The organism is Anaerophaga thermohalophila DSM 12881 (assembly GCF_000191885.1).
Lineage (GTDB): Bacteria > Bacteroidota > Bacteroidia > Bacteroidales > Marinilabiliaceae > Anaerophaga > Anaerophaga thermohalophila.
Genome location: NZ_AEWI01000040.1, coordinates 19,877 through 38,528, shown reverse-complemented (window position 1 = coordinate 38,528; position 18,652 = coordinate 19,877). Strand labels below are relative to the sequence as shown.

Sequence of the window (18,652 nt, the reverse complement as noted above, 5' to 3'; positions counted from 1 at the left end):
CTCAGAATGACATTAGACAGTCTGTCATTCTGAGCGGAGCGAAGAATCTTATGTAAATTAAAGCATAATAAGTTGCATTATTTCAATAACTTAGACTAATTTTATACTGATGAAAGCCTTATATTTTCTAAATGCCCGGTCAAAATCGGGAAGCAGAATCGCTCCGCCCGACTCTCTTTGCAAAGCAAAGCGGCATAGCCGGACGACCGCTTGTTTGCAAGAATTTGGGTTACCGCAGGAGAATTAAGAAATTTTTGTTAAAACACCTGAAAAGCCTTGATTTCTGTTCAAAATTGTTATCTTTGGGTTAGACAATGTTGTTTCTTAAGGTAAGAAGCGAGTATGACAAAGGTGGCAATAATAGATTTTTAGACTGGGCTCATAAGATGTAAGACGAAACAAGCATGACTATGATTTCCACACGAAGAATGTATTAATTTTTAGTGTGCAATTTGAGACTGTCCTAAAAGTCAAAGGAATGAATGTTTTTTGTCATTCTGAACACAGTGAAGAATCTCAAAGTCAGCATCTTGAAATCTTTTATCGTGGTCTGGCTGACAAAGATGGGTTGTATTTGGATTCGACCAATAAATTTTACAATTTTTATAGTGATAAAATAATCAATAAAAACGAAAAGCTATGTCAAATTATCATGAACCGGCAGAAGAACTGTCGCAAGAGGCAAGAAATTTTTCAAGAGCACTGAATAGTTTGAAAGAGGAGATTGAAGCCATCGATTGGTATCATCAGCGGGTTGATGTTACTAAGGATGAATCACTTAAAAACATCTTAGCTCACAACAGGGATGAAGAGATTGAGCACGCATGTATGACCATTGAATGGCTTCGCAGGAATATGCCGGGTTGGGACGAGGAGTTACGTACCTACTTGTTTACAGAAGGCGATATTACCAAACTGGAAGAAGGAGAAGAAGGCGGTGGTAATGCAGGAAGTTCGGATTCTTTAGGAATTGGAAAAATCAAAAAATAAAAGAGGATAACTATGGATATTTTAAGAAAATCAATGGCTCCTATATGCGATAAGGCATGGGAAGAGATTAACGAAAGTGCTGTTGAAGTACTCACCTCTGTACTATCGGCCCGTAAGTTTGTGGATGTTGAAGGACCTAAAGGATGGGATTTCCCGGCGCTTTCACTGGGGCGGGTAGATGTTCCGAAAGGACAGAATGGTGAGGTGCAATACGGGATACACCAGGTTTTACCGCTTATAGAAACCCGTATTCCTTTTGAATTGAATATTTGGGAACTCGATAATATCGCAAGAGGTGCAAAGGATATCGACCTTGACAATATGGAAGAGGCAGCCCGTAAGCTCGCGCGTTTTGAAGAGGATGCGATTTACAATGGTTTTAAACCTGGCAATATAAAGGGTATCAAAGAATGTTCTGATTATGATCCGCTTTCCTTGTCCAATGATGATGACGAAATCATCAGTGTAATTTCGGAAGGCATTGCTAAACTGAAAGCAGGTTCCATTGAAGGACCTTATTCCCTGGTATTAAATACTGAACTGTGGCAACGGTTCAATTCTTCAGGTAAAGGCTATCCTTTGCGGAAACGGGTCGAGAGTCTTTTGGGTGGCTCCATAATTATGGCTCCCTATATTGATGATGCCTATCTTGTTTCAGAGCGTGGCGGTGACTTTGAAATGGTAATAGGACAGGACATCTCTATTGGTTATGAATCGCACAACCAGAAAACGGTTCAGCTTTATTTTACCGAGTCTTTCACCTTCCAGGTGGTTGATCCTGCCGCGGTGATTGTTTTGAAGTAGGATTGTGTGGTTGGTTGCTATTAGGCAGGAAGGGGAATGCCCTTCCTGCCTGGGATAACTATTATTCACCATACCCAATAGTATGTCCCAGAATTACCTTATGAAAAGGAGACAGCCCCAGGGCTTTTTCCAGAGCAGGTTTGTCGATCCAGGCCCTGACAACGCATATAAGGCCTTCCGAAGCACAAGCCAGATAGGTGTTCTGTGCAATGAAGCCCGTGTTGGCATGCGAAGTCATTAAATGTTCGGGTGTAATGTCATCCGGATTTTCCACTCCTGCCTTTTTCATATTGGCTACATAAATAAAGTTAACCGGCGCTTTTGCTACGAAATCCTGTTTTCCGCAATAAGCGCGAAGGTCTCCTGCCTTTATTAGTTCCAGTTGATGTTTTTCGGCGTTGTAGTAATAGGCACCTTCTTGCATCACCACATATAATTCCATTTCCTGTTTGTTCGAAGATGAAGGTGCAGTTCGCTTTTTTTCGTCGATACGGTTGTAACCCCAGGCCGCCCAGCATAAATTGGATAGTTGCTGATTAGACAATTCTTTCCGACTGAATGAGCGGCTGCTATGTCGCTCATTCAGGGCCTTCATGAGTGGCATCCCGCCGGTTTTGTCAGGGGCGGGAAGCTTAATGATTTGTGATTGCCCGAACGAAACCACGGTAATCATGAAGATTGAAGCGGAGAGCAGAAAAAATTTTTTCATAGCGTTTTGATTTTGAGTTTATTCTTGGACGAATATATAAGTTTTCGGATTAAAAACAATAAAACCGGGACAGAAAAAATGCCCCGGTTCAGTGAGTCGATTGGTTTTTATGGTGTCATTTTTAAATTTCGCTCTCCGGCTCTTTGCTCCCGGCTCTCTGGCCTGTGCTACTGCCTTCTGCCTGTTTTTATCTAAATTCCTGAGAGGAAATTAAAAACCGAAGAGTTGATACATTTTATGAAAAATATCCGTGTTTTTCATAACACCTGTAAAATGTTCGGCCCCGGGACCAAAAGCAAAGACAGGCACCATTATTCCGGTATGTTCGCCGGTAGTGTATTTGGCATGGATTTCTCCCTTTTCAAAGTCGCCACTGTTAATGGACATGCCACTGGTTTCATGATCGGCGGTAACAATGACCAATGTTTCACCGTCACTGGAAGCCAATTCTAAAGCTTTACCAACTGCCCGGTCGAAGTCAAGCGCTTCTTCAACGATATAAGCCGTGTTGTTTTCGTGTCCTCCCCAGTCAATTTGAGAACCTTCCACCATCAGGAAGTAGCCTTTGTCGTTTTTATTAAGTACTTTGATTGCTTTTTCCGTACCTTCGGGAATAAGTTCTCCTCTTTCCGGCCAGCGAGGGTTGTGCTTTGGAGCTGTTAATATGGCCATTGGTGCATCATTGGTTTCTGAAGCTTCTTCAAGTGAGTTGAAAATCCGGTAGTTTTTGTTTTCCAATTCTTCGAGGAGGTTTCTGTGGTCCTCACGCTCATTGAAAAAACTTTTACCACCGCCAATAAATATATCAATATCGGTTTTCAGAAAATCGGCAGCTATGTCTTCGTAGTTGTTTCGTGATTCGTTGTGAGCGATGAAAGAGGCAGGCGTGGCGTGAGTGATAGCCGACGATGATACCAGTCCTGTCGATAAGCCGTTTTGTTCTGCATATTCGAGAATAGTTGTAAGCGGCTGATTGTTTACATCGACTGCAATGGCCCCGTTGTATGTCTTTTCTCCTGCTGAAAATGCTGTACCTCCGGCAGCCGAATCGGTAATATAATTGTCTGAGCTCTGAGTGGTAATGAATCCGGAATATGGCATATTTGTAATATTAAGTCTGCCTCCGTTGGCTGTGTAGGCTGCAAATATTTGAGCCGTTCCCATTCCGTCACCAATCATCAGGATAATGTTTTTTGGTTTTTGCCCCTGGGGGAAAGAGACTTCCGGGATTTTTACAACCTCATGCTTCTGATTGTTAATAAAAGCCTCTTTGAGATTTCTTTTGTCTTTGTAATCTTCCTGGCCGGTTGCTCCAATTGCTATGAAAAAGAACAACAGCAATGACAATATTTTTGATTTCATCCGTATAAAATTAGTCTAAGTTATTGGAATGATGCAATTTATTATGCTTTAATTGATTTTAGATTCTTCGCTCCTCTCAGAATGACAGACTGTCTAATGTCATTCTGAGGAGGTAACGACGAAGAATCTGTTACCTGTCTTTGATTTCTTAGATGATTAGAGGTTAATTATACTGTTCTTTTGTGACAATCTTTGTCATGCTCGTTTCATCCGTATATAATTTATTTAAGTTATTAGTCGAATGGAACTTGCATGTATGAACTTATACAAATTCTTATTGTAGTAAACATGTCTAAATTCATTTCATCTTACATTTAGTAAGTTGTTACGACTACGGATATTAAGTTGTTAGAGTTGTTAGTATTGTTAAGTTGTTAAACTTGTTATTTTTGTTAATTTGTAAAGTTATTAATTTGTTAATTTGTTAGAATGTTATATGTTATTACATCATCTAACAATCCTAATAATTCTAACAACTTAGCAACCTAACAATCCTAACAACTTAGCAACCTAAATCCATAGTTGAAATTTTGCGGTTTCCACTGATCATCTTCATTGAGTTTGTCAGCCTAAAATTGTTGCTTTTTGGTAGTAAAAACAAAAAATCAAGGTAAAATGTTTGTTAATAAATTATGATTATAATTCAAATCAGTTTGTTTGCGTTTTTAAGCTTGCTTAACTTTGTCAAATACACCTAAATTATGTTTGTCTCTATTGATAATTTTTTAAAGAACATGAGCCCGGTCTAAAAAGCATCTTTGTTGCCAAACTCGTTGTTGTTTTAAATTTTTGCATCCTCATTAACAGTAAGTTAACTCCGGTACAAAAATTTAAAACGCCTTGATTTTGACAAAAATATGCTTTTTATACTGCACTCAGAACATATATCTGTGAATTGTCTGTCCAGGGACTTGTTGGTGCAAATGGGGTCATGGCCCTGAGTTTATTTAATGTTTATTTGATTCTATGAGAAGAGAAGAACGTTATAAACATATTATTGCCTGGTTTCAGGAAAATATGCCCGTTGCTGAAACCGAATTAAAATATACCAATCCTTTTGAATTGCTGGTAGCTGTTATCTTGTCGGCACAATGCACCGACAAAAGAGTCAATATGATAACTCCGGCTGTTTTTGAAAAGTGGCCTACCTGGAATGAACTGGCTGATGCAACACCGGAAGAGGTTTTTGAAGTGATAAAGAGTTGCAGCTATCCCAATAACAAAAGTAAACATCTGGTGGGGATGGCTAAAATGCTTCGTGATGAATTTCATGGTGAAGTGCCCGACGATGTAAAGGAACTGCAGAGACTTCCTGGTGTTGGACGAAAAACAGCAAATGTCATCGCATCCGTGGTTTATCAGAAGCCGGTTCTGGCGGTGGACACGCATGTGTTCAGAGTATCTGCCCGAATTGGACTAACGGTAAATGCCAAAACTCCGATTGAAGCCGAAAAACAGCTTATAAAATATTTGCCTGAAGATTTGCTTCCCATTGCCCATCACTGGTTAATTCTGCACGGCAGGTATGTTTGCCTGGCAAGAAAACCCAAATGCGACCAATGCGGCCTGAAAATGTGGTGTAAATATTATTTAAAGCAAAATGGTGTGGGGGATTAGTATTTTCTGAAAAGGAATTTATTTGAACAAACAGATAAAACCTGAGTTGAGCGGTTTGAACGAAATAAAAAAGCGCTTTACTTAGGTATCCACCCCGACTTATAAATTGTCGATTTTCACCGAATTGGAGAGGTGAAAAGCTTACAATTTCTTTGTCGTGTGTGAAAATTGCACAATTTGGGTGAAAGTTGTTTCGAAAAGTGCTATTTTTACAAGCGTTATTGAAATAAGAATAGGCGGGATACCAGGCAGAATTCTCTGGTATAGGGAGTGAGTTCTGATATCCGGGTTTCATTTTGCGGGACAGGCAGTTCCTCTTTTAGGGAGGTCTGCAGAAAGGGTGAGTGTTGCTGGTGTCCACCCTGATTCATTAATTGGTCAATTTGTCCGCCCGGCTTTGTTGCCTTTCTGCAAGAATTGGTAACTGAACATTGACCGTTAGATTTTGTCTCAACCCATTTTTTTGCCGGTGTAGCTCAGTTGGTCAGAGCGGTTGTTTCGTAAACAACAGGTCGGCGGTTCAAATCCGCCCACCGGCTCAATATTGTGTTGGTGAGTCTGGGGTTAAAGAGACTTTTAGGCGGGGTTCATGTTTTTTAATAAAACGAGTATCACAGACATTACCACAATTTTTCGGGATAATCGCCTTTTTCAATCAATTTCTTAAGGTTTTCCCGAACAATAGGTTTATCCTCCTTGTAGGTTACACCAAACCATTTGGCATCGGTGTTAATAACGAGTGTTGTGGCTTTGCCTGATTTTATGAGTTCATCGGCGCAAACATTAAAGTAGTATTCCGATTTTTTTTCTTCTCCTTTTTCTTTAAGGAAATTGATGAATCCTTTCTCAAGCTCGTCGAAAAAAGACGGTTTAAAAATCCAGAAATTCATGGAGACGGGTTCATTGCCTGTCAGCTCTGTTTTTTGGTTGCCCTCGTAAAAATAGATTTTACCATCTTCCCATCCTATTTTAGTTCTTTCAGTAACTTCTTTCAAATAGTTATTGATGTCGGTTTTACATACTCCGCGAGAAACGGTTCCATGTTCCGATAATGTGTTTTTAAGGGCGTAGCCAATCATGGCATATTCATTTTCTGCAGGATGGTTATTGATGAAATTCACAGCACTTTGGTAGGCTTCTTTCCCGTAGAAGTCGTCCGCGTTAATAATGGCAAATGGTTCGTTTATGACATCTTTGGCCATGAGCATAGCGTGTCCGGTTCCCCATGGTTTCTCACGACCTTCAGGAACCTTGAATCCTTCCGGGATGTTGTCCAGTTCCTGATAGACATATCCGGTATCAATTTTACCTTTCAACCGGCTTTCGAATCGCTCTTTAAAAGCCTCCGCAAATGAAGGACGGATGACGAATACAACTTTACCAAACCCGGCCCGGATGGCATCAAAGACCGAATAATCGATGACAGACTCTCCATGGGGGCCCAGTTCGTCCATTTGTTTCAGTCCGCCGTAGCGACTGCCCATGCCTGCAGCAAGTATCAGGAGTGTTGGTTTCATCAGTATAAAATAAGTCTAAGTTATTGGTCTGATGGAACTCGCATGATTGGGTTTTATACATGTTCTTTTGTAACAAACCCTGTCATGCTCGTGTCATAATATTTTTTCAATCTTTAGATGTTGAACCACAAAATTAGCAATATGACGGAGATAATCCATATTATCCAGTCTATAAAGTCGGGAAAGTGTCTTACTTAAAATGTGTCTGTTCATAAAGTGCCAGTTGCAATGCCTGTGTGGCCGCCAAAACCGAAGTCCCGAGTGTGCTTTTTATTTTTTTTTAAACCTTACAAAACCTACCTCGGGATGAGTATTTTGGCGGTAAGGGTAATACAGCCTTAACTCCAAACTCGCAACGCTCAACACCAAACTCTTATAAATCTCCCCACACTCTTGCCATGGAATAACCTGGTGCCTCCATGTTCAGATCGAGGAAAAAACCAAATGGGGTTTGTGAGGCTTCATAATTGCCGTTTTTAAGCCTTGCCTCTACAGCATGGAAAAGTTCAGCCGTAAATTTTAATGATGCTTTGGAAGCTGATAAATGAGCAAAAGAATGAAGCAAAATGGATGATGTATTATTCTTTCGTGCTACCCATTTCAGATGGTTGGCCAGTTTCTTTTCACGACTTTTCAATCCTTTTTCCTCATCCTCTGCCTCTATCTGTATAAATGCCGTGATGCAATTTGTATGTTCTGCTTCGTGGACAATTTCTTTGGATCCGGGATAAAACAAGGCAATTTCTTCATCAGAAAGGTTTTGTTCTGCAGTCTTGTAAGCAAATCGTCTGGTGTAAAATACGAGAACCTTCATCACTATTAAATTTGATTTTTAAGGTCGGACGAAATTTTTCACTGTGGAAATATTCTTACTTGCAAAGCAGCTGTTCATTTATGTTGCTTTAGTCAAAGAAATTGGCATTACCGAAGTTTCTGTATAGGTGATAGAAAAATCATGAAACGAGCAATCTACTTTCTTACAATGATTTGTTCTCTGTCCGGGCCGACAGAAACGATAGTAACAGGAACTTCGAGTTCATCTTCGATGAATTTAATATAGTTCTTTAATTCCTTGGGAAAATCTTTTTCTGTTCTGACATTGGTTAAATCGCAATGCCATCCCGGCATTTCTTTGTAAACAGGTTCAAGATTTTCAGGCAGTTCGAACGGGAATTCATTAATGATGCCTACGTCTGTTTTATAGGCCGTTGCAATTTTTATGGTTTCGAAGCAACCCAATACATCTCCTTTGGTCATTATCAGCTGGGTGACGCCATTGATCATTACACTGTATTTGAGTGCAACCAGATCGAGCCAGCCACAACGACGTGGACGACCCGTTGTACTTCCAAACTCATTTCCGTTTTTACGCATTTTTTCTCCGTCTTCATCAAACAGTTCGGTAGGGAAGGGGCCGGAACCAACCCTTGTGCAATAGGCTTTAAAGATGCCGTATACTTCGCCAATGTTACGCGGAGAGATTCCCATTCCTATGCAAGCGCCGGCGCATACCGTGTTAGATGAGGTAACATAGGGATAGGAACCAAAATCTATATCCAGAAGTGTTCCCTGTGCACCCTCGGCAAGGATGGACTGTCCGTCTCTCAGGTAACGATTCATTTCATGTTCACTGTTGATGAGTGTAAACTGTTTCAGAGTTTCGATGCCCTCTTTCAAACCTTTTTCATATTCTTCCATATTGTAGTCGAAACCGTACATGCTGATTAGTGTCATGTGTTTCTCCTTAAGGGAAGTGTATTTTTCATCGAAACCGGATAAAATATCGCCCACTCTGATGCCGTTTCGGCCTGTTTTGTCCATATAAGCGGGTCCAATTCCCTTCAGTGTAGAGCCAATCCTGGTTTTGCCTTTGGCTGCTTCCGAAGCTGCATCCAGGATACGGTGTGTCGGCAGAATAAGATGGGCCTTTTTTGAGATGAAGAGGTTGTTTGACAGATCGATACCCTGCTTTTTTAAACCATCAATTTCTTCTTTAAAAATAATGGGGTCCAGGACAACACCATTGCCGATTACATTGATTTTATCTCCCTGAAATATGCCGGAAGGAATATTATGGAGGACAAATTTTTTACCTTCAAATTCCAAAGTATGGCCGGCATTCGGCCCCCCCTGGAAACGGGTGATAACGTCGTATTTTGGGGTCAGAACGTCAACTACCTTTCCTTTTCCTTCATCACCCCATTGCAGACCTAAAAGAACATCAACACTCATTATGTAATACTTTGATTTTTATGATTGAGTCTGATCTAAAAGCAATAAAAATCGGAAGGCCTACCAATGTGGTCGACATTCCGATGCGTAAAATTAAATAAATAAAACGGTAAAACCTGAATTTGTTTTAATTAATTCATCTATTTTATGATTTTGAGCCTTCTAACCCCGGTTTTTCTTTTCGTTTTTACTTGCTTTTTCGCGGCATTCTTTGCAAAGGCCATATACATAAAGCGAATGTTGCGAAACGGTGAATTCCAGATTTTTTGAAGCATTGTCCAGCACTACTTGAATGCCGGGGTCGCAAAACTCTGTTACTTTTCCACAGTTGGTACAGATCAGATGGTCGTGTTGCTTTGTCTCAAATGCTTTTTCGAACTGGGCGATATTCTTCCCAAATTGATGTTTGATTACCAGTTTACAATCGAGTAATAAATCAATGGTATTGTACAGGGTTGCCCGACTTACCCTGTAGTTTTTGTTTTTCATGAATATATAGAGCGACTCTATGTCAAAATGACCGTCGCGGGAATATATCTCATCAAGGATGGCGTATCTTTCGGGTGTTTTACGATGGCCATTTTTCTGAAGATATTCCGTGAATATTTGTCTGACCGTTTCTTTATTTGAAGGCCTGTTCATAGCTCGATCCAATTAAAATATAACAAAATGAACCTTTTACGTGCAAAGATAAAAATTTTATTTAGAATAAAACCAAATTGAATTAAGGAGACTGATTGATGAGGTTGCTTGTTGGTTGGTTAATAGGAAGAGATTCTTCGTCGTTACCTCCTCAGAATGACAAGAGCGGCCTTCCTGTCATTCTGATCGAAGCGAAGAACCTCTCCAAAGGCCAAAAATGTTTGGAGGGTAAAAAACGGGTAAAAAAACTTGTTGTAACAGGAAACAGATTCTTCGTTGTTCCTCCTCAGAATGACATGTAAAACAGTCTGTCATTCTGAAAGAGAAGAATCTCTCTCTTATTGATAATTGTTAAATCTGAGTAAATCTGTGTTATCTGTGGTGAACTCTTAACCTCAGCCTGAACCTCAGCCTAATTGAAACAGATTCTTCGTCGTTACCTCCATAGAATGACACCGGGCTCCTGTCATTCTGAGCGAAGCGAAGAATCTACCCTCTTATATCTACAAATCTAATCATCTCTTTTACTTTTTTAAATCTGAGTAAATCTGTGTCATCTGTGGTGAATTCTCAACCTCAGCCTCAACCTCAGCCTCAACCTCAACCTCAACCTTAACCTCAACCTTAACCTCAGCCTCAGCCTCAGCCTCAATTGTAAAATCACTTCTCAGTTCCCGTGCATTCGTTCCTGGCGGGTAACACTATGTACGCCCTTTATTTTCATGAGGTTAAAAATAAGGTTGTTAAGGTCTTCGGTGTTATGAATGTATAGGTATATTGTACCTTCGAAGATGCCGTCATGGCTTTCCACATGGATAGAGCGCATGTTAACAGTCTGGTCTTCCGAAATTACTTTAGTTATTTTGCTCACTATTCCTATCTGGTCAATGCCTGAAAGGTTTATTACGGCAAGAAATGAGAGTATTTTATGCGATTCCCATTCGGCCGAGACAATACGATTTCCATGGCTGGACATCAGGCGGATGGCCACGGGGCATTTGCGGCTGTGAAGGATCAGTTTATCATCTTCGTCGAGGTATCCGACTACGTCGTCACCCGGAATTGGATTACAGCATGGAGCGATGGTATAATCTTCGGTTTCCTCCATATCATCCGACACTACCATTTGAGTTTTTTTACCGTCTTTACCGGTTTTCTTTTTGACCATCGACGATTTATCTTTATTTTTTCCGAAAGATAATCGCCAGTATCGTACCCATTTGTTCGCTGTTTTGTCACTCAATATTTTGTTCAGGTTATCGAGATTGATGGTTCCTCTTCCTATTTTAAAATAGAGTTCTTCTTTACTTGGAAGGTTGTAATACTTTTGAAGCTTTTTCAGGATTTTAGCATTTGTGGTCAGTTTCTTTTCATTAAGTGCCTCTTCAAGTTTTTTTTCACCTTGCCGCATGATGACCTTTCGTTCTTTTTTAAAGGCATCCTTGATGCGGGTTTTGGCTTTGGCTGTTGTTACAAAGTTAATCCATTCATATTTGGGAGTTTGTTTTTCGGAGGTAAGGATTTCCACCTGGTCGCCACTTTTGAGTTCATAGCTTAGGGGGACAAGCTTATAGTTGACTTTTGCGCCAATACATTTGTAGCCCAGTTCGGTGTGTATTTCAAAAGCCAAATCAAGGGCTGTGGAACCTTTGGGCATGACTTTTACATCACCTTTCGGGGTGAAAATCATAATCTCCTGGCTAAAAAGATTCAGCTTAAAATCATCGAGAAATTCAAGGGAATCGGAATCGGGATTGTCCAAAACTTCTTTTATTTTTTGCAGCCAGTTGTCCAGTTCCGATTCTTTATCGTTCGAACCTTTATATTTCCAGTGAGCAGCAAAGCCTCTTTCCGCGATTTCATCCATCCGTTCGGTACGGATTTGAATTTCAATCCAGTTGCCTTCCGGCCCCATAACAGTTGCGTGCAATGCTTCGTATCCGTTTGCTTTAGGTGTGCTCACCCAGTCGCGCAGACGGTCGGGTTTGGGTTTGTATATGTCGGTAATGAGTGAATATATAGTCCAGCACTGTGCTTTTTCGGGGATTCCCGGGTTGGGTTTGAAAACGATCCGGATGGCGAGCAGGTCATAGACTTCCTCAAAAGGAATCTGCTTTTTCTGCATTTTTCGCCAGATGGAGTAGATAGACTTGGGTCTTCCTTTTATATCAAATTCATACCCTTCACTGGAAAGCCGTTCTATGATAGGCAATGAAAAACGGGTGATTAAGTGCTTGGTTTTGTTTTGATAATCAGTTAGTTTAGATGATATTTCCTGATAAATTTTCGGATGCTCATATTTGAGCGCAAGGTCTTCGAGTTCCGATTTGATGGAGTAAAGGCCAAGGCGGTGGGCTAATGGAGCATAAAGATACAGCGTTTCACCGGCGATTTTCAGACGTTTGTGCTCGGGCATGGAATCGAGCGTTCGCATATTGTGAAGGCGGTCGGCCAGCTTTATCAGGATGACCCTGATATCTTCGACCATTGTGAGTAAAAGTTTTCTGAAATTTTCGGCCTGTTTTGATCTCGTCTGGTCGAAAACGCCATCGAGTTTGGTTAAACCATCGACAATTCCGGCCACTTTTTCGCCAAAAATACCTTCAATATCATCGAGGGTATAATCGGTGTCTTCCACGACATCATGAAGCAATGCGGCTGCAACTCCTTTTGCTCCAAGACCGATTTCGTCGGCAACGATGCGGGCCACTGCCAGCGGGTGGAGAATATACAACTCCCCTGATTTTCTTCTAACGCCTTTGTGAGCTTCGTTTGCCAGATCGAAGGCTTTTTGAATAAGTTTACGTCCCTCTGCAGTTTGGCAGCGGGGGCAAAGCTCAATAAGCTCGTTGAAATATTGTTTGACTTCCTGTTCTTCAGAAATTTTCACCGTTTCACTCATACTGTATTTCTCCCGATAGGGCCTAAATTAATTAATAAAATGGGAAATACGTAATTAATTAACGGGGATTTTTAGTAAGGGTAAAAAGTAAAATTGAAGTGCATCCGGAATGCTTAAACTCCTGCCACAACCACCCAAAAATCATTTGGATCAAGATATTTTTGTGCCATTTCGCGAATGGCATTGGTTGAAACATTACGAACATAATCAATCATCTTCTGATAAAACCCGAAATCCATTTCGTATTCTTTTAATGTCCGGTAAATATCGGCAGTAGAAAAGGGACCGTCGAAATTGCGGAGCAATTCTCCCATCATATAATTTCGGACCATTTCAAGTTCATTGTAGGGGATTTTTTCCTCGCGCAGTTTTCTGAACTCATCAAATATGGCTTTAATGGCGTCGTCTCTGCGCTCTCCGGCGACTTCACTACTGATTACCCATACCCCGCTGTATTTAAGTGGCATAACAAAGGAGCCTATCCCGTAGGTCAGTCCTTTTTCTTCCCGCACTGTTGTCATCAGGCGCGACCCGAAATAACCACCCAGAATGGTATTCAACAGCTGCAGAGGGATGAAATCGGGGTGATGATTGTTAAACAGTGGACGCCCAATGCGCACAGCAGACTGCATGGCGTCTTCTTTTCGGATTATTCTCATTTTTTCATCAGAAGGGGAAAGAGGCGGTATTGTAGATTCGTCCTCAGGAATATATCGTGGTGTTTGTCCGAAATACCTGTTAAGAAGTTCCCGGATGTTATCTCCCGGCTGTCCGGCGACATATATTTTTGCCATTTCCGGGCGATAATGATTATGATGAAAGGCTTTTACCTGTTCTATGTCAATTATTTCGAAGTGTTTTTTTTGCAATTGTCGCCCGTAAGGGTGGTCCGGTCCGAAGATGGTTTCACCGAACAGGCGGGTGGCCATGGTTTTTACTTTTTCACTTTCGAAAGCGAATTCTTCAAACTTTTTGTGCAGATAAATTTCATATTCATTTTTGGGAAAAGCAGGTTCGGTGATTATTTCATGAACCAGATTCAACATTTCGGGGAGACAACTCGTCAGGCAAAGGAAGGTGATAATGGTATGATGATGATACGTTTGAGTATTAAGATACGCACCGTAAAAATCTATTGTTTCCGAAATTTGCTGAGATGATTTCTTCTTAGTGCCTTCCTGCATGAGGTTGGCCGTTGTCGATGCCACCAGGGGAATACCGGCCTGTATGGCACCGGCAGGAAATTCTATGTCGATTTTTGTAACATCCTGACTCCCTGCTTTTATAATAGAAACAGGTACACCATTGTCAAGTTTAAATTCCTGTACGGGCAAAAAGTCAATTTTTTTGATGGTTTTAAATTCGGGAGACGTATTTGTGTTATTAGTCATTTTTCCTTTCTTGTTTTTTCGAGGTAACAGGTTTAACATTTGTGAAACCGGGTGATTTGAATGTTGAGTCCACTCCTGAGCAGGCTCTGCATTCCTCGTCTTTATAGACGGGCATTATGAGGATTAAATGTTTGCTTATCATTCAGATTTTCAGGATAAACTGAAAAATTCTTTTCTACAAAATTTTTTACTATTACTTGTGTCTTCATTACTTCTGCCTGTCGGCACCCTTAATCTAAGGTGTTTTCAGTAAGGTAATATAATGTAGAACAGTTATCGGGATTGAAAATTTTTTCGGCCAGTTCTTTTATTTCGGTTTTAGTCACAGCTTTGTATCGTTCGGGTTCGCGATTTATTTCATCGGCCATCCCCATTAATTCGAACTGTGCTAAGTTAACAGCTTTGTTTAGATAGTGTATTTCGCCGAAAACAAAATTCGAAATCACCTTGTTTTTCACCTTTTGCAGTTCATAGTCGGTAGGCCCTTCGCTGGCGAGTTTTTTCAATTCATTGCGGATGCTTTGCTCAGCGGTGTCCATTTTAACCCCGGGCATAAGTCTTCCGGTAACAGTAAAAAGGCCGGGGTCGCGATCACCGTCGATGTATGCATTGACATCGGAGAAGAGTCGTTTCTCTTTTATCAGAGATTGAAACAAACGTGCCGACGGGCCGTTGGAAAGTATGTCCGAAAGCAGATCATTGGCATAAAAGTCCGGATCTGTTCTGCGTCCGTTATGAAAAACCATCTGGATAAAAGGGGCAGGAACATTTCGTTTTACCTCGCGGTAACGCGATTCCGTTTGAGGCGGTTCTTCAGGCAAATTCCTTTCAGGCACTTCTCTCGGGGGAACCGGACCGAACCATTTTTCGGCGAGACGGAAAACTTCATCCGGTTCAACATTACCCGCCACAGAAAGTACTGCATTGTTGGGCGCGTAATGTTTAAAGAAAAAGGTTTTTACCTCGTCAAGTGTCGCATTTTCTATGTGTGAAATATCTTTTCCGATGGTGGGCCATCGGTAAGGATGAACCTTATATGCCAGATCCCGGATAAGCAAAGGAATATCGCCGTAGGGCTGATTAAGATAGCGCTGTTTGAACTCTTCGATAACTACTTTTCGCTGAACAGCCAGGCTTTTTTCAGAAAAATCCAGCTCTGTCATGCGGTCTGCTTCGAGCCAGAATGCTGTTTCTAAATTAACAGCGGGAACCGTAACATAATAATTTGTGAAGTCGTTGCTGGTCCACGCATTATTTTCTCCCCCTACATGTTGCACAGGGGCATCATAAGACGGGATTTTTTTTGTACCACCGAACATCAGGTGCTCAAACAGATGAGCAAATCCTGTTCGGTCGGGATGTTCGTCACGTGCACCGACATCATATAGTACATTGACTGCAACCATCGGAGTGGTTTTGTCGGGATGAACAATTATTCTGAGTCCGTTTTTTAATTGGTGTTTGTAGTAATCTATCATTAGATTGTTAAGATGTTAGGATGTTTATTAATGTTAGATGATTAGATTGTTGGTGACTTACTTCTGATATTGGTGTTTTTCGGGTAATGTTACCGCTCCGGACAGCGCTCCGCGGTTTTAGTTTTGTCAACAACATCTCAGCAATTAATAGCCGGGGAGCGGCGAAAGAACGGTAAAAATTATGTAATAAAAAAGTAAAAAGCTGCGGAGCTGCGGCAGATAATGTATAGATTTATTTGGTCCCGGTTATGACTAAAAACTACTGACTAAGAACTTTTATCTAAATCACGTATGTTAGCAATTGCTTTATACTCGTTCAAAAGTTCTTTCATAATTTGTTCTACGGGTTTTATTTCGTCTATAAGGGCAACCACCTGGCCAATTTCCAGTTCACCTTCTTCCAGGTCGCCTTCGAAAATACCTTTTTTAGCTCGCCCTTTTCCCAAAAGATTTTTGAGTTCATCTGTTGTAGCTCCCTGCAGTTGTGCCTGTTCTATCAATTTATAGAAATGATTTTTCAGCAGACGTACGGGAGCAAGTTGCTTCAGAGTGAGCATGGTATCTCCTTCTTTGGCTTTAACAGCGTATTCTTTGAATGCCCTATGTGCGGAGGATTCTTCGGAAAGAGCAAAAAGCGAACCAATTTGAACAGCATCGGCACCAAGAACCTGAGCTGCTAATATATGGCGTCCGCTTCCTACGCCGCCGGCGGCAATTAAAGGCAATTGAGTAGCTTTTCGCACAAGGGGGATGAGTGTGAAAGTTGTTGTCTCTTCTCTTCCTTCGTGACCTCCTGCTTCAAATCCTTCTGCAACAATGGCGTCTACTCCGGCATCTTCGCATTTTCGCGCAAGGCGGGAGTTGGCAATGACATGAGCAACTCTTATTCCCTTCGACTTGAGAAAGGGCGTCCACCTGGCAGGACTTCCGGCTGAGGTGAAGACAATTTTCACCTCTTCTTCAGCAATCACTTGCATCAGGGCTTCTATGTCAGGATATAACAGTGGAACATTAACTCCCCAGGGTTTTTGGGTGGCCTGTTTCATTTTTCGAATGTGTTCACGCAATATCCCGGGGTACATGCTACCAGCCCCCAGCAGGCCCAGACCGCCGTTGTTGCTGACGGCCGATGCCAGTCGCCATCCGCTGCACCAAACCATGCCCCCCTGAATGATGGGGTATTGTATGCTAAAGAGCTTTGTTACCGGGTTGTCGGAAAACAATGTTTGCATATTCTTTCTGTTTTATTTGATATTACAAAAAACCTGCTGACTTTGGCAATTCAAAGATCAACAGGTTTGGTGTGTTATGTTGATTGGTACTTATAACCCCAGTACGTCTGGTCCTTGCTCAAAAACAATATCGACGGGGATTCCAGCTTCATTAATGCGATCCAGATCTTGTTGCAAGCGGGTATTGATGATACCCGATTCGTCAACCATTTTTTTTGCTTTTTCGTAATCTCCGTTTCCCTGTAAAACAAGTATTTCCTCGGAAAGCAGGTTCATGGCTTCTTTCATTTTTGCAAAATCCACGTGATAGGTTCCTGTTTCAGGATTTCTTGTAAAAGCTTCTTTTTCAAGGAAGTAGTTGAAACGTATCATATTGGCTTTTCCGTGAGCGCTGGCTGCACCAAAACGAACCGACCTGAAAATGCCTGCCATAAAGGTAACATAATTTGTCATCAGATCTTTGTTTTTTAGTTCCCCGGTTTCTGCCAAATGTGTTACAATGTAAAGTCCGAGTATGTCGGCTTTTCCTTCTTCAATGGCCGATGATGTTTCTTTCAGTGCTTCGCGTACAGTACCTTTTTCGTTAATGGTGTTTTTGATACCCAGGCCATGGGCTACCTCGTGAAACATGGTGTTTTCAAAAAAAGCATCAAAGTCGATATACTGTTGTTGTGAAGGGTCTATCAGTATCTCGCTAATCGGAACGAGTATGTTTTCGAATTTTGCTTTCATGCTGTTTTTGAGCTGGAGTTTACGACTTCCCTTTTTCATTTGTACATCCGGGTCGTTCGGAAGATTAATGGCAATGGTTTTGCTGGCCGCATTGCAATCGCCGGCGTAGTAAATGGCGTCATAAACGTTCAGATCAGAGTCGCTTCCGGGCGTTTCGTTTTTATATTCAGCATCTACGGGCAGCGCTTGTTGAATTTGCGGTAACAATTCGGCAAAATGGCTCAGACGTGCCGACCAGACAGTGTCTTTAATAAGTATGTATGCTTCAAAAGCTGCTTTAGCACCCATGAGTTTGTCTTCATAGGTTTCGATCGGCCCAACAACAAAATCGATAATGTTATTTTTCATATCCATCCAGGCCATATCGCTTCTGAAATAGTCGTTGCTGAGAAATGCTTTAGCACGTTCTTTAAGGTACCTCTTAAATCCTTGGTCTTCGGCCAGTTCTGAGGCGCGCATGAGAAGTTCAGCGGCCCGTGACAATTCCTCTTCCCATTTACGGCTGTAAGGAATAACGGTCAAATCTCCTTCGTTATCGCGTTCAATAACAGTGTAAAGCCCGTTTTTATCGAGGTTCGATAACTGCCGGAACTCGTTAACTGACATATCTTCGGGATAAAACCGGGCTCCCGCAGGTTTCTGTCCAATACCCTTGATAAAAGGCTCATTGTCGTGCAGCCGATCCCATGGACCGTAATTGATTTCGGCGTAACGCCTCAGATGGTCATTCTTAATGTTATCCAGTAGTTGCTCTTTATTGCCCCATGCCTGTTGCCAAAAGAGATTATCCATGATGTCAGCTACTTCAAATAGCAGGGGAAGCATTTCTTTTTGAGAAGGGGATAATGCCGACAGATCGGTTGTCAATCTGAATGACTGGTAAGCTTCAACTCTGTCTTTTATGTCTTTAACAGAGGCTTCGTATTTTTTGGAGGTTGGTTGACATGCGGCAATTATTATAACAACAGCAATAAAAGCGGGAAACCGTTTCATAGATGAGTTTTTTACGAGTTGTGCAATGCGACCTCAAATGTAGGGATTTTT

At 41.4% G+C, this 18,652-nt stretch carries 14 protein-coding genes and 1 tRNA gene; 4 read left to right on the top strand and 11 right to left on the bottom strand.

Features of this window, described 5'->3' with window-relative positions; translation table 11 throughout:
• Positions 1 to 639 precede the first annotated feature (639 nt).
• Both ATH1_RS0112090 and ATH1_RS0112085 read left to right on the top strand, forming a co-directional pair.
• Positions 640 to 990, top strand: a complete 351-nt coding sequence (locus ATH1_RS0112090; protein ID WP_010422118.1) for an encapsulin-associated ferritin-like protein — start codon at positions 640 to 642, stop codon at positions 988 to 990.
• Positions 991 to 1,002: 12 nt separating this feature from the next.
• Positions 1,003 to 1,794 carry a family 1 encapsulin nanocompartment shell protein gene (locus ATH1_RS0112085; RefSeq protein ID WP_010422116.1) on the top strand — a complete coding sequence of 264 codons (792 nt, stop codon included), beginning with the start codon at positions 1,003 to 1,005 and terminating at the stop codon, positions 1,792 to 1,794.
• A 61-nt stretch (positions 1,795 to 1,855) separates the two neighbouring features.
• Here ATH1_RS0112085 and ATH1_RS0112080 read toward each other — a convergent pair whose 3' ends face one another.
• On the bottom strand, positions 1,856 to 2,503 hold the full coding sequence (locus ATH1_RS0112080) for a SagB/ThcOx family dehydrogenase (RefSeq protein WP_010422113.1): 648 nt from the start codon (positions 2,501 to 2,503) through the stop codon (positions 1,856 to 1,858).
• 210 nt (positions 2,504 to 2,713) lie between these two features.
• Positions 2,714 to 3,865, bottom strand: coding sequence for an alkaline phosphatase (locus tag ATH1_RS0112075; RefSeq protein WP_010422109.1), 1,152 nt, complete (start codon positions 3,863 to 3,865; stop codon positions 2,714 to 2,716).
• A gap of 966 nt (positions 3,866 to 4,831) precedes the next feature.
• Between ATH1_RS0112075 and nth the strand changes: the two genes are divergently transcribed.
• A complete protein-coding gene (gene nth, locus ATH1_RS0112070) occupies positions 4,832 to 5,482 on the top strand; it encodes an endonuclease III (protein ID WP_010422106.1) in 651 nt (216 codons plus the stop codon).
• Between the two features lie 465 nt (positions 5,483 to 5,947).
• Positions 5,948 to 6,021: transfer RNA gene (locus ATH1_RS0112065), tRNA-Thr, on the top strand.
• Positions 6,022 to 6,102: 81 nt separating this feature from the next.
• Here the strand turns inward: ATH1_RS0112065 and ATH1_RS0112060 are convergent.
• From ATH1_RS0112060 to ATH1_RS0112010, 9 genes are all read right to left on the bottom strand, one after another.
• Complete coding sequence (locus tag ATH1_RS0112060) at positions 6,103 to 6,999, bottom strand: nucleotidyltransferase family protein (RefSeq protein WP_010422103.1); 897 nt, start codon at positions 6,997 to 6,999, stop codon at positions 6,103 to 6,105.
• Between the two features lie 373 nt (positions 7,000 to 7,372).
• Positions 7,373 to 7,813: a threonyl-tRNA synthetase editing domain-containing protein gene (locus ATH1_RS0112055; protein WP_010422100.1), complete on the bottom strand. Its 441-nt coding sequence runs from the start codon at positions 7,811 to 7,813 to the stop codon at positions 7,373 to 7,375.
• A gap of 155 nt (positions 7,814 to 7,968) precedes the next feature.
• A complete protein-coding gene (locus tag ATH1_RS0112050) occupies positions 7,969 to 9,231 on the bottom strand; it encodes an adenylosuccinate synthase (RefSeq protein ID WP_010422097.1) in 1,263 nt (420 codons plus the stop codon).
• 162 nt (positions 9,232 to 9,393) lie between these two features.
• Positions 9,394 to 9,873, bottom strand: coding sequence for a Fur family transcriptional regulator (locus ATH1_RS0112045; RefSeq protein ID WP_010422094.1), 480 nt, complete (start codon positions 9,871 to 9,873; stop codon positions 9,394 to 9,396).
• Between the two features lie 667 nt (positions 9,874 to 10,540).
• Positions 10,541 to 12,775, bottom strand: a complete 2,235-nt coding sequence (locus ATH1_RS0112035) for a RelA/SpoT family protein (RefSeq protein WP_010422088.1) — start codon at positions 12,773 to 12,775, stop codon at positions 10,541 to 10,543.
• Positions 12,776 to 12,888: 113 nt separating this feature from the next.
• Positions 12,889 to 14,166: a M16 family metallopeptidase gene (locus ATH1_RS0112030; RefSeq protein WP_010422085.1), complete on the bottom strand. Its 1,278-nt coding sequence runs from the start codon at positions 14,164 to 14,166 to the stop codon at positions 12,889 to 12,891.
• A gap of 230 nt (positions 14,167 to 14,396) precedes the next feature.
• Positions 14,397 to 15,644: a M16 family metallopeptidase gene (locus ATH1_RS0112020; RefSeq protein WP_010422079.1), complete on the bottom strand. Its 1,248-nt coding sequence runs from the start codon at positions 15,642 to 15,644 to the stop codon at positions 14,397 to 14,399.
• Positions 15,645 to 15,910: 266 nt separating this feature from the next.
• Entirely contained in the window at positions 15,911 to 16,876 is a 966-nt protein-coding gene (locus tag ATH1_RS0112015; RefSeq protein ID WP_010422076.1) for an NAD(P)H-dependent flavin oxidoreductase, read from the bottom strand.
• A gap of 90 nt (positions 16,877 to 16,966) precedes the next feature.
• A complete protein-coding gene (locus ATH1_RS0112010) occupies positions 16,967 to 18,601 on the bottom strand; it encodes a dipeptidyl-peptidase 3 family protein (RefSeq protein WP_010422073.1) in 1,635 nt (544 codons plus the stop codon).
• Positions 18,602 to 18,652: the final 51 nt, after the last annotated feature.

Excerpts from the sequence above, each read along its gene's own strand:
- ATH1_RS0112090 (WP_010422118.1), top strand. The coding sequence starts at position 640 with ATGTCAAATTATCATGAACCGGCAGAAGAACTGTCGCAAGAGGCAAGA.
- ATH1_RS0112085 (WP_010422116.1), top strand. The coding sequence starts at position 1,003 with ATGGATATTTTAAGAAAATCAATGGCTCCTATATGCGATAAGGCATGG.
- ATH1_RS0112080 (WP_010422113.1), bottom strand. The coding sequence starts at position 2,503 with ATGAAAAAATTTTTTCTGCTCTCCGCTTCAATCTTCATGATTACCGTG.
- ATH1_RS0112075 (WP_010422109.1), bottom strand. The coding sequence starts at position 3,865 with ATGAAATCAAAAATATTGTCATTGCTGTTGTTCTTTTTCATAGCAATT.
- nth (WP_010422106.1), top strand. The coding sequence starts at position 4,832 with ATGAGAAGAGAAGAACGTTATAAACATATTATTGCCTGGTTTCAGGAA.
- ATH1_RS0112060 (WP_010422103.1), bottom strand. The coding sequence starts at position 6,999 with ATGAAACCAACACTCCTGATACTTGCTGCAGGCATGGGCAGTCGCTAC.
- ATH1_RS0112055 (WP_010422100.1), bottom strand. The coding sequence starts at position 7,813 with ATGAAGGTTCTCGTATTTTACACCAGACGATTTGCTTACAAGACTGCA.
- ATH1_RS0112050 (WP_010422097.1), bottom strand. The coding sequence starts at position 9,231 with ATGAGTGTTGATGTTCTTTTAGGTCTGCAATGGGGTGATGAAGGAAAA.
- ATH1_RS0112045 (WP_010422094.1), bottom strand. The coding sequence starts at position 9,873 with ATGAACAGGCCTTCAAATAAAGAAACGGTCAGACAAATATTCACGGAA.
- ATH1_RS0112035 (WP_010422088.1), bottom strand. The coding sequence starts at position 12,775 with ATGAGTGAAACGGTGAAAATTTCTGAAGAACAGGAAGTCAAACAATAT.
- ATH1_RS0112030 (WP_010422085.1), bottom strand. The coding sequence starts at position 14,166 with ATGACTAATAACACAAATACGTCTCCCGAATTTAAAACCATCAAAAAA.
- ATH1_RS0112020 (WP_010422079.1), bottom strand. The coding sequence starts at position 15,644 with ATGATAGATTACTACAAACACCAATTAAAAAACGGACTCAGAATAATT.
- ATH1_RS0112015 (WP_010422076.1), bottom strand. The coding sequence starts at position 16,876 with ATGCAAACATTGTTTTCCGACAACCCGGTAACAAAGCTCTTTAGCATA.
- ATH1_RS0112010 (WP_010422073.1), bottom strand. The coding sequence starts at position 18,601 with ATGAAACGGTTTCCCGCTTTTATTGCTGTTGTTATAATAATTGCCGCA.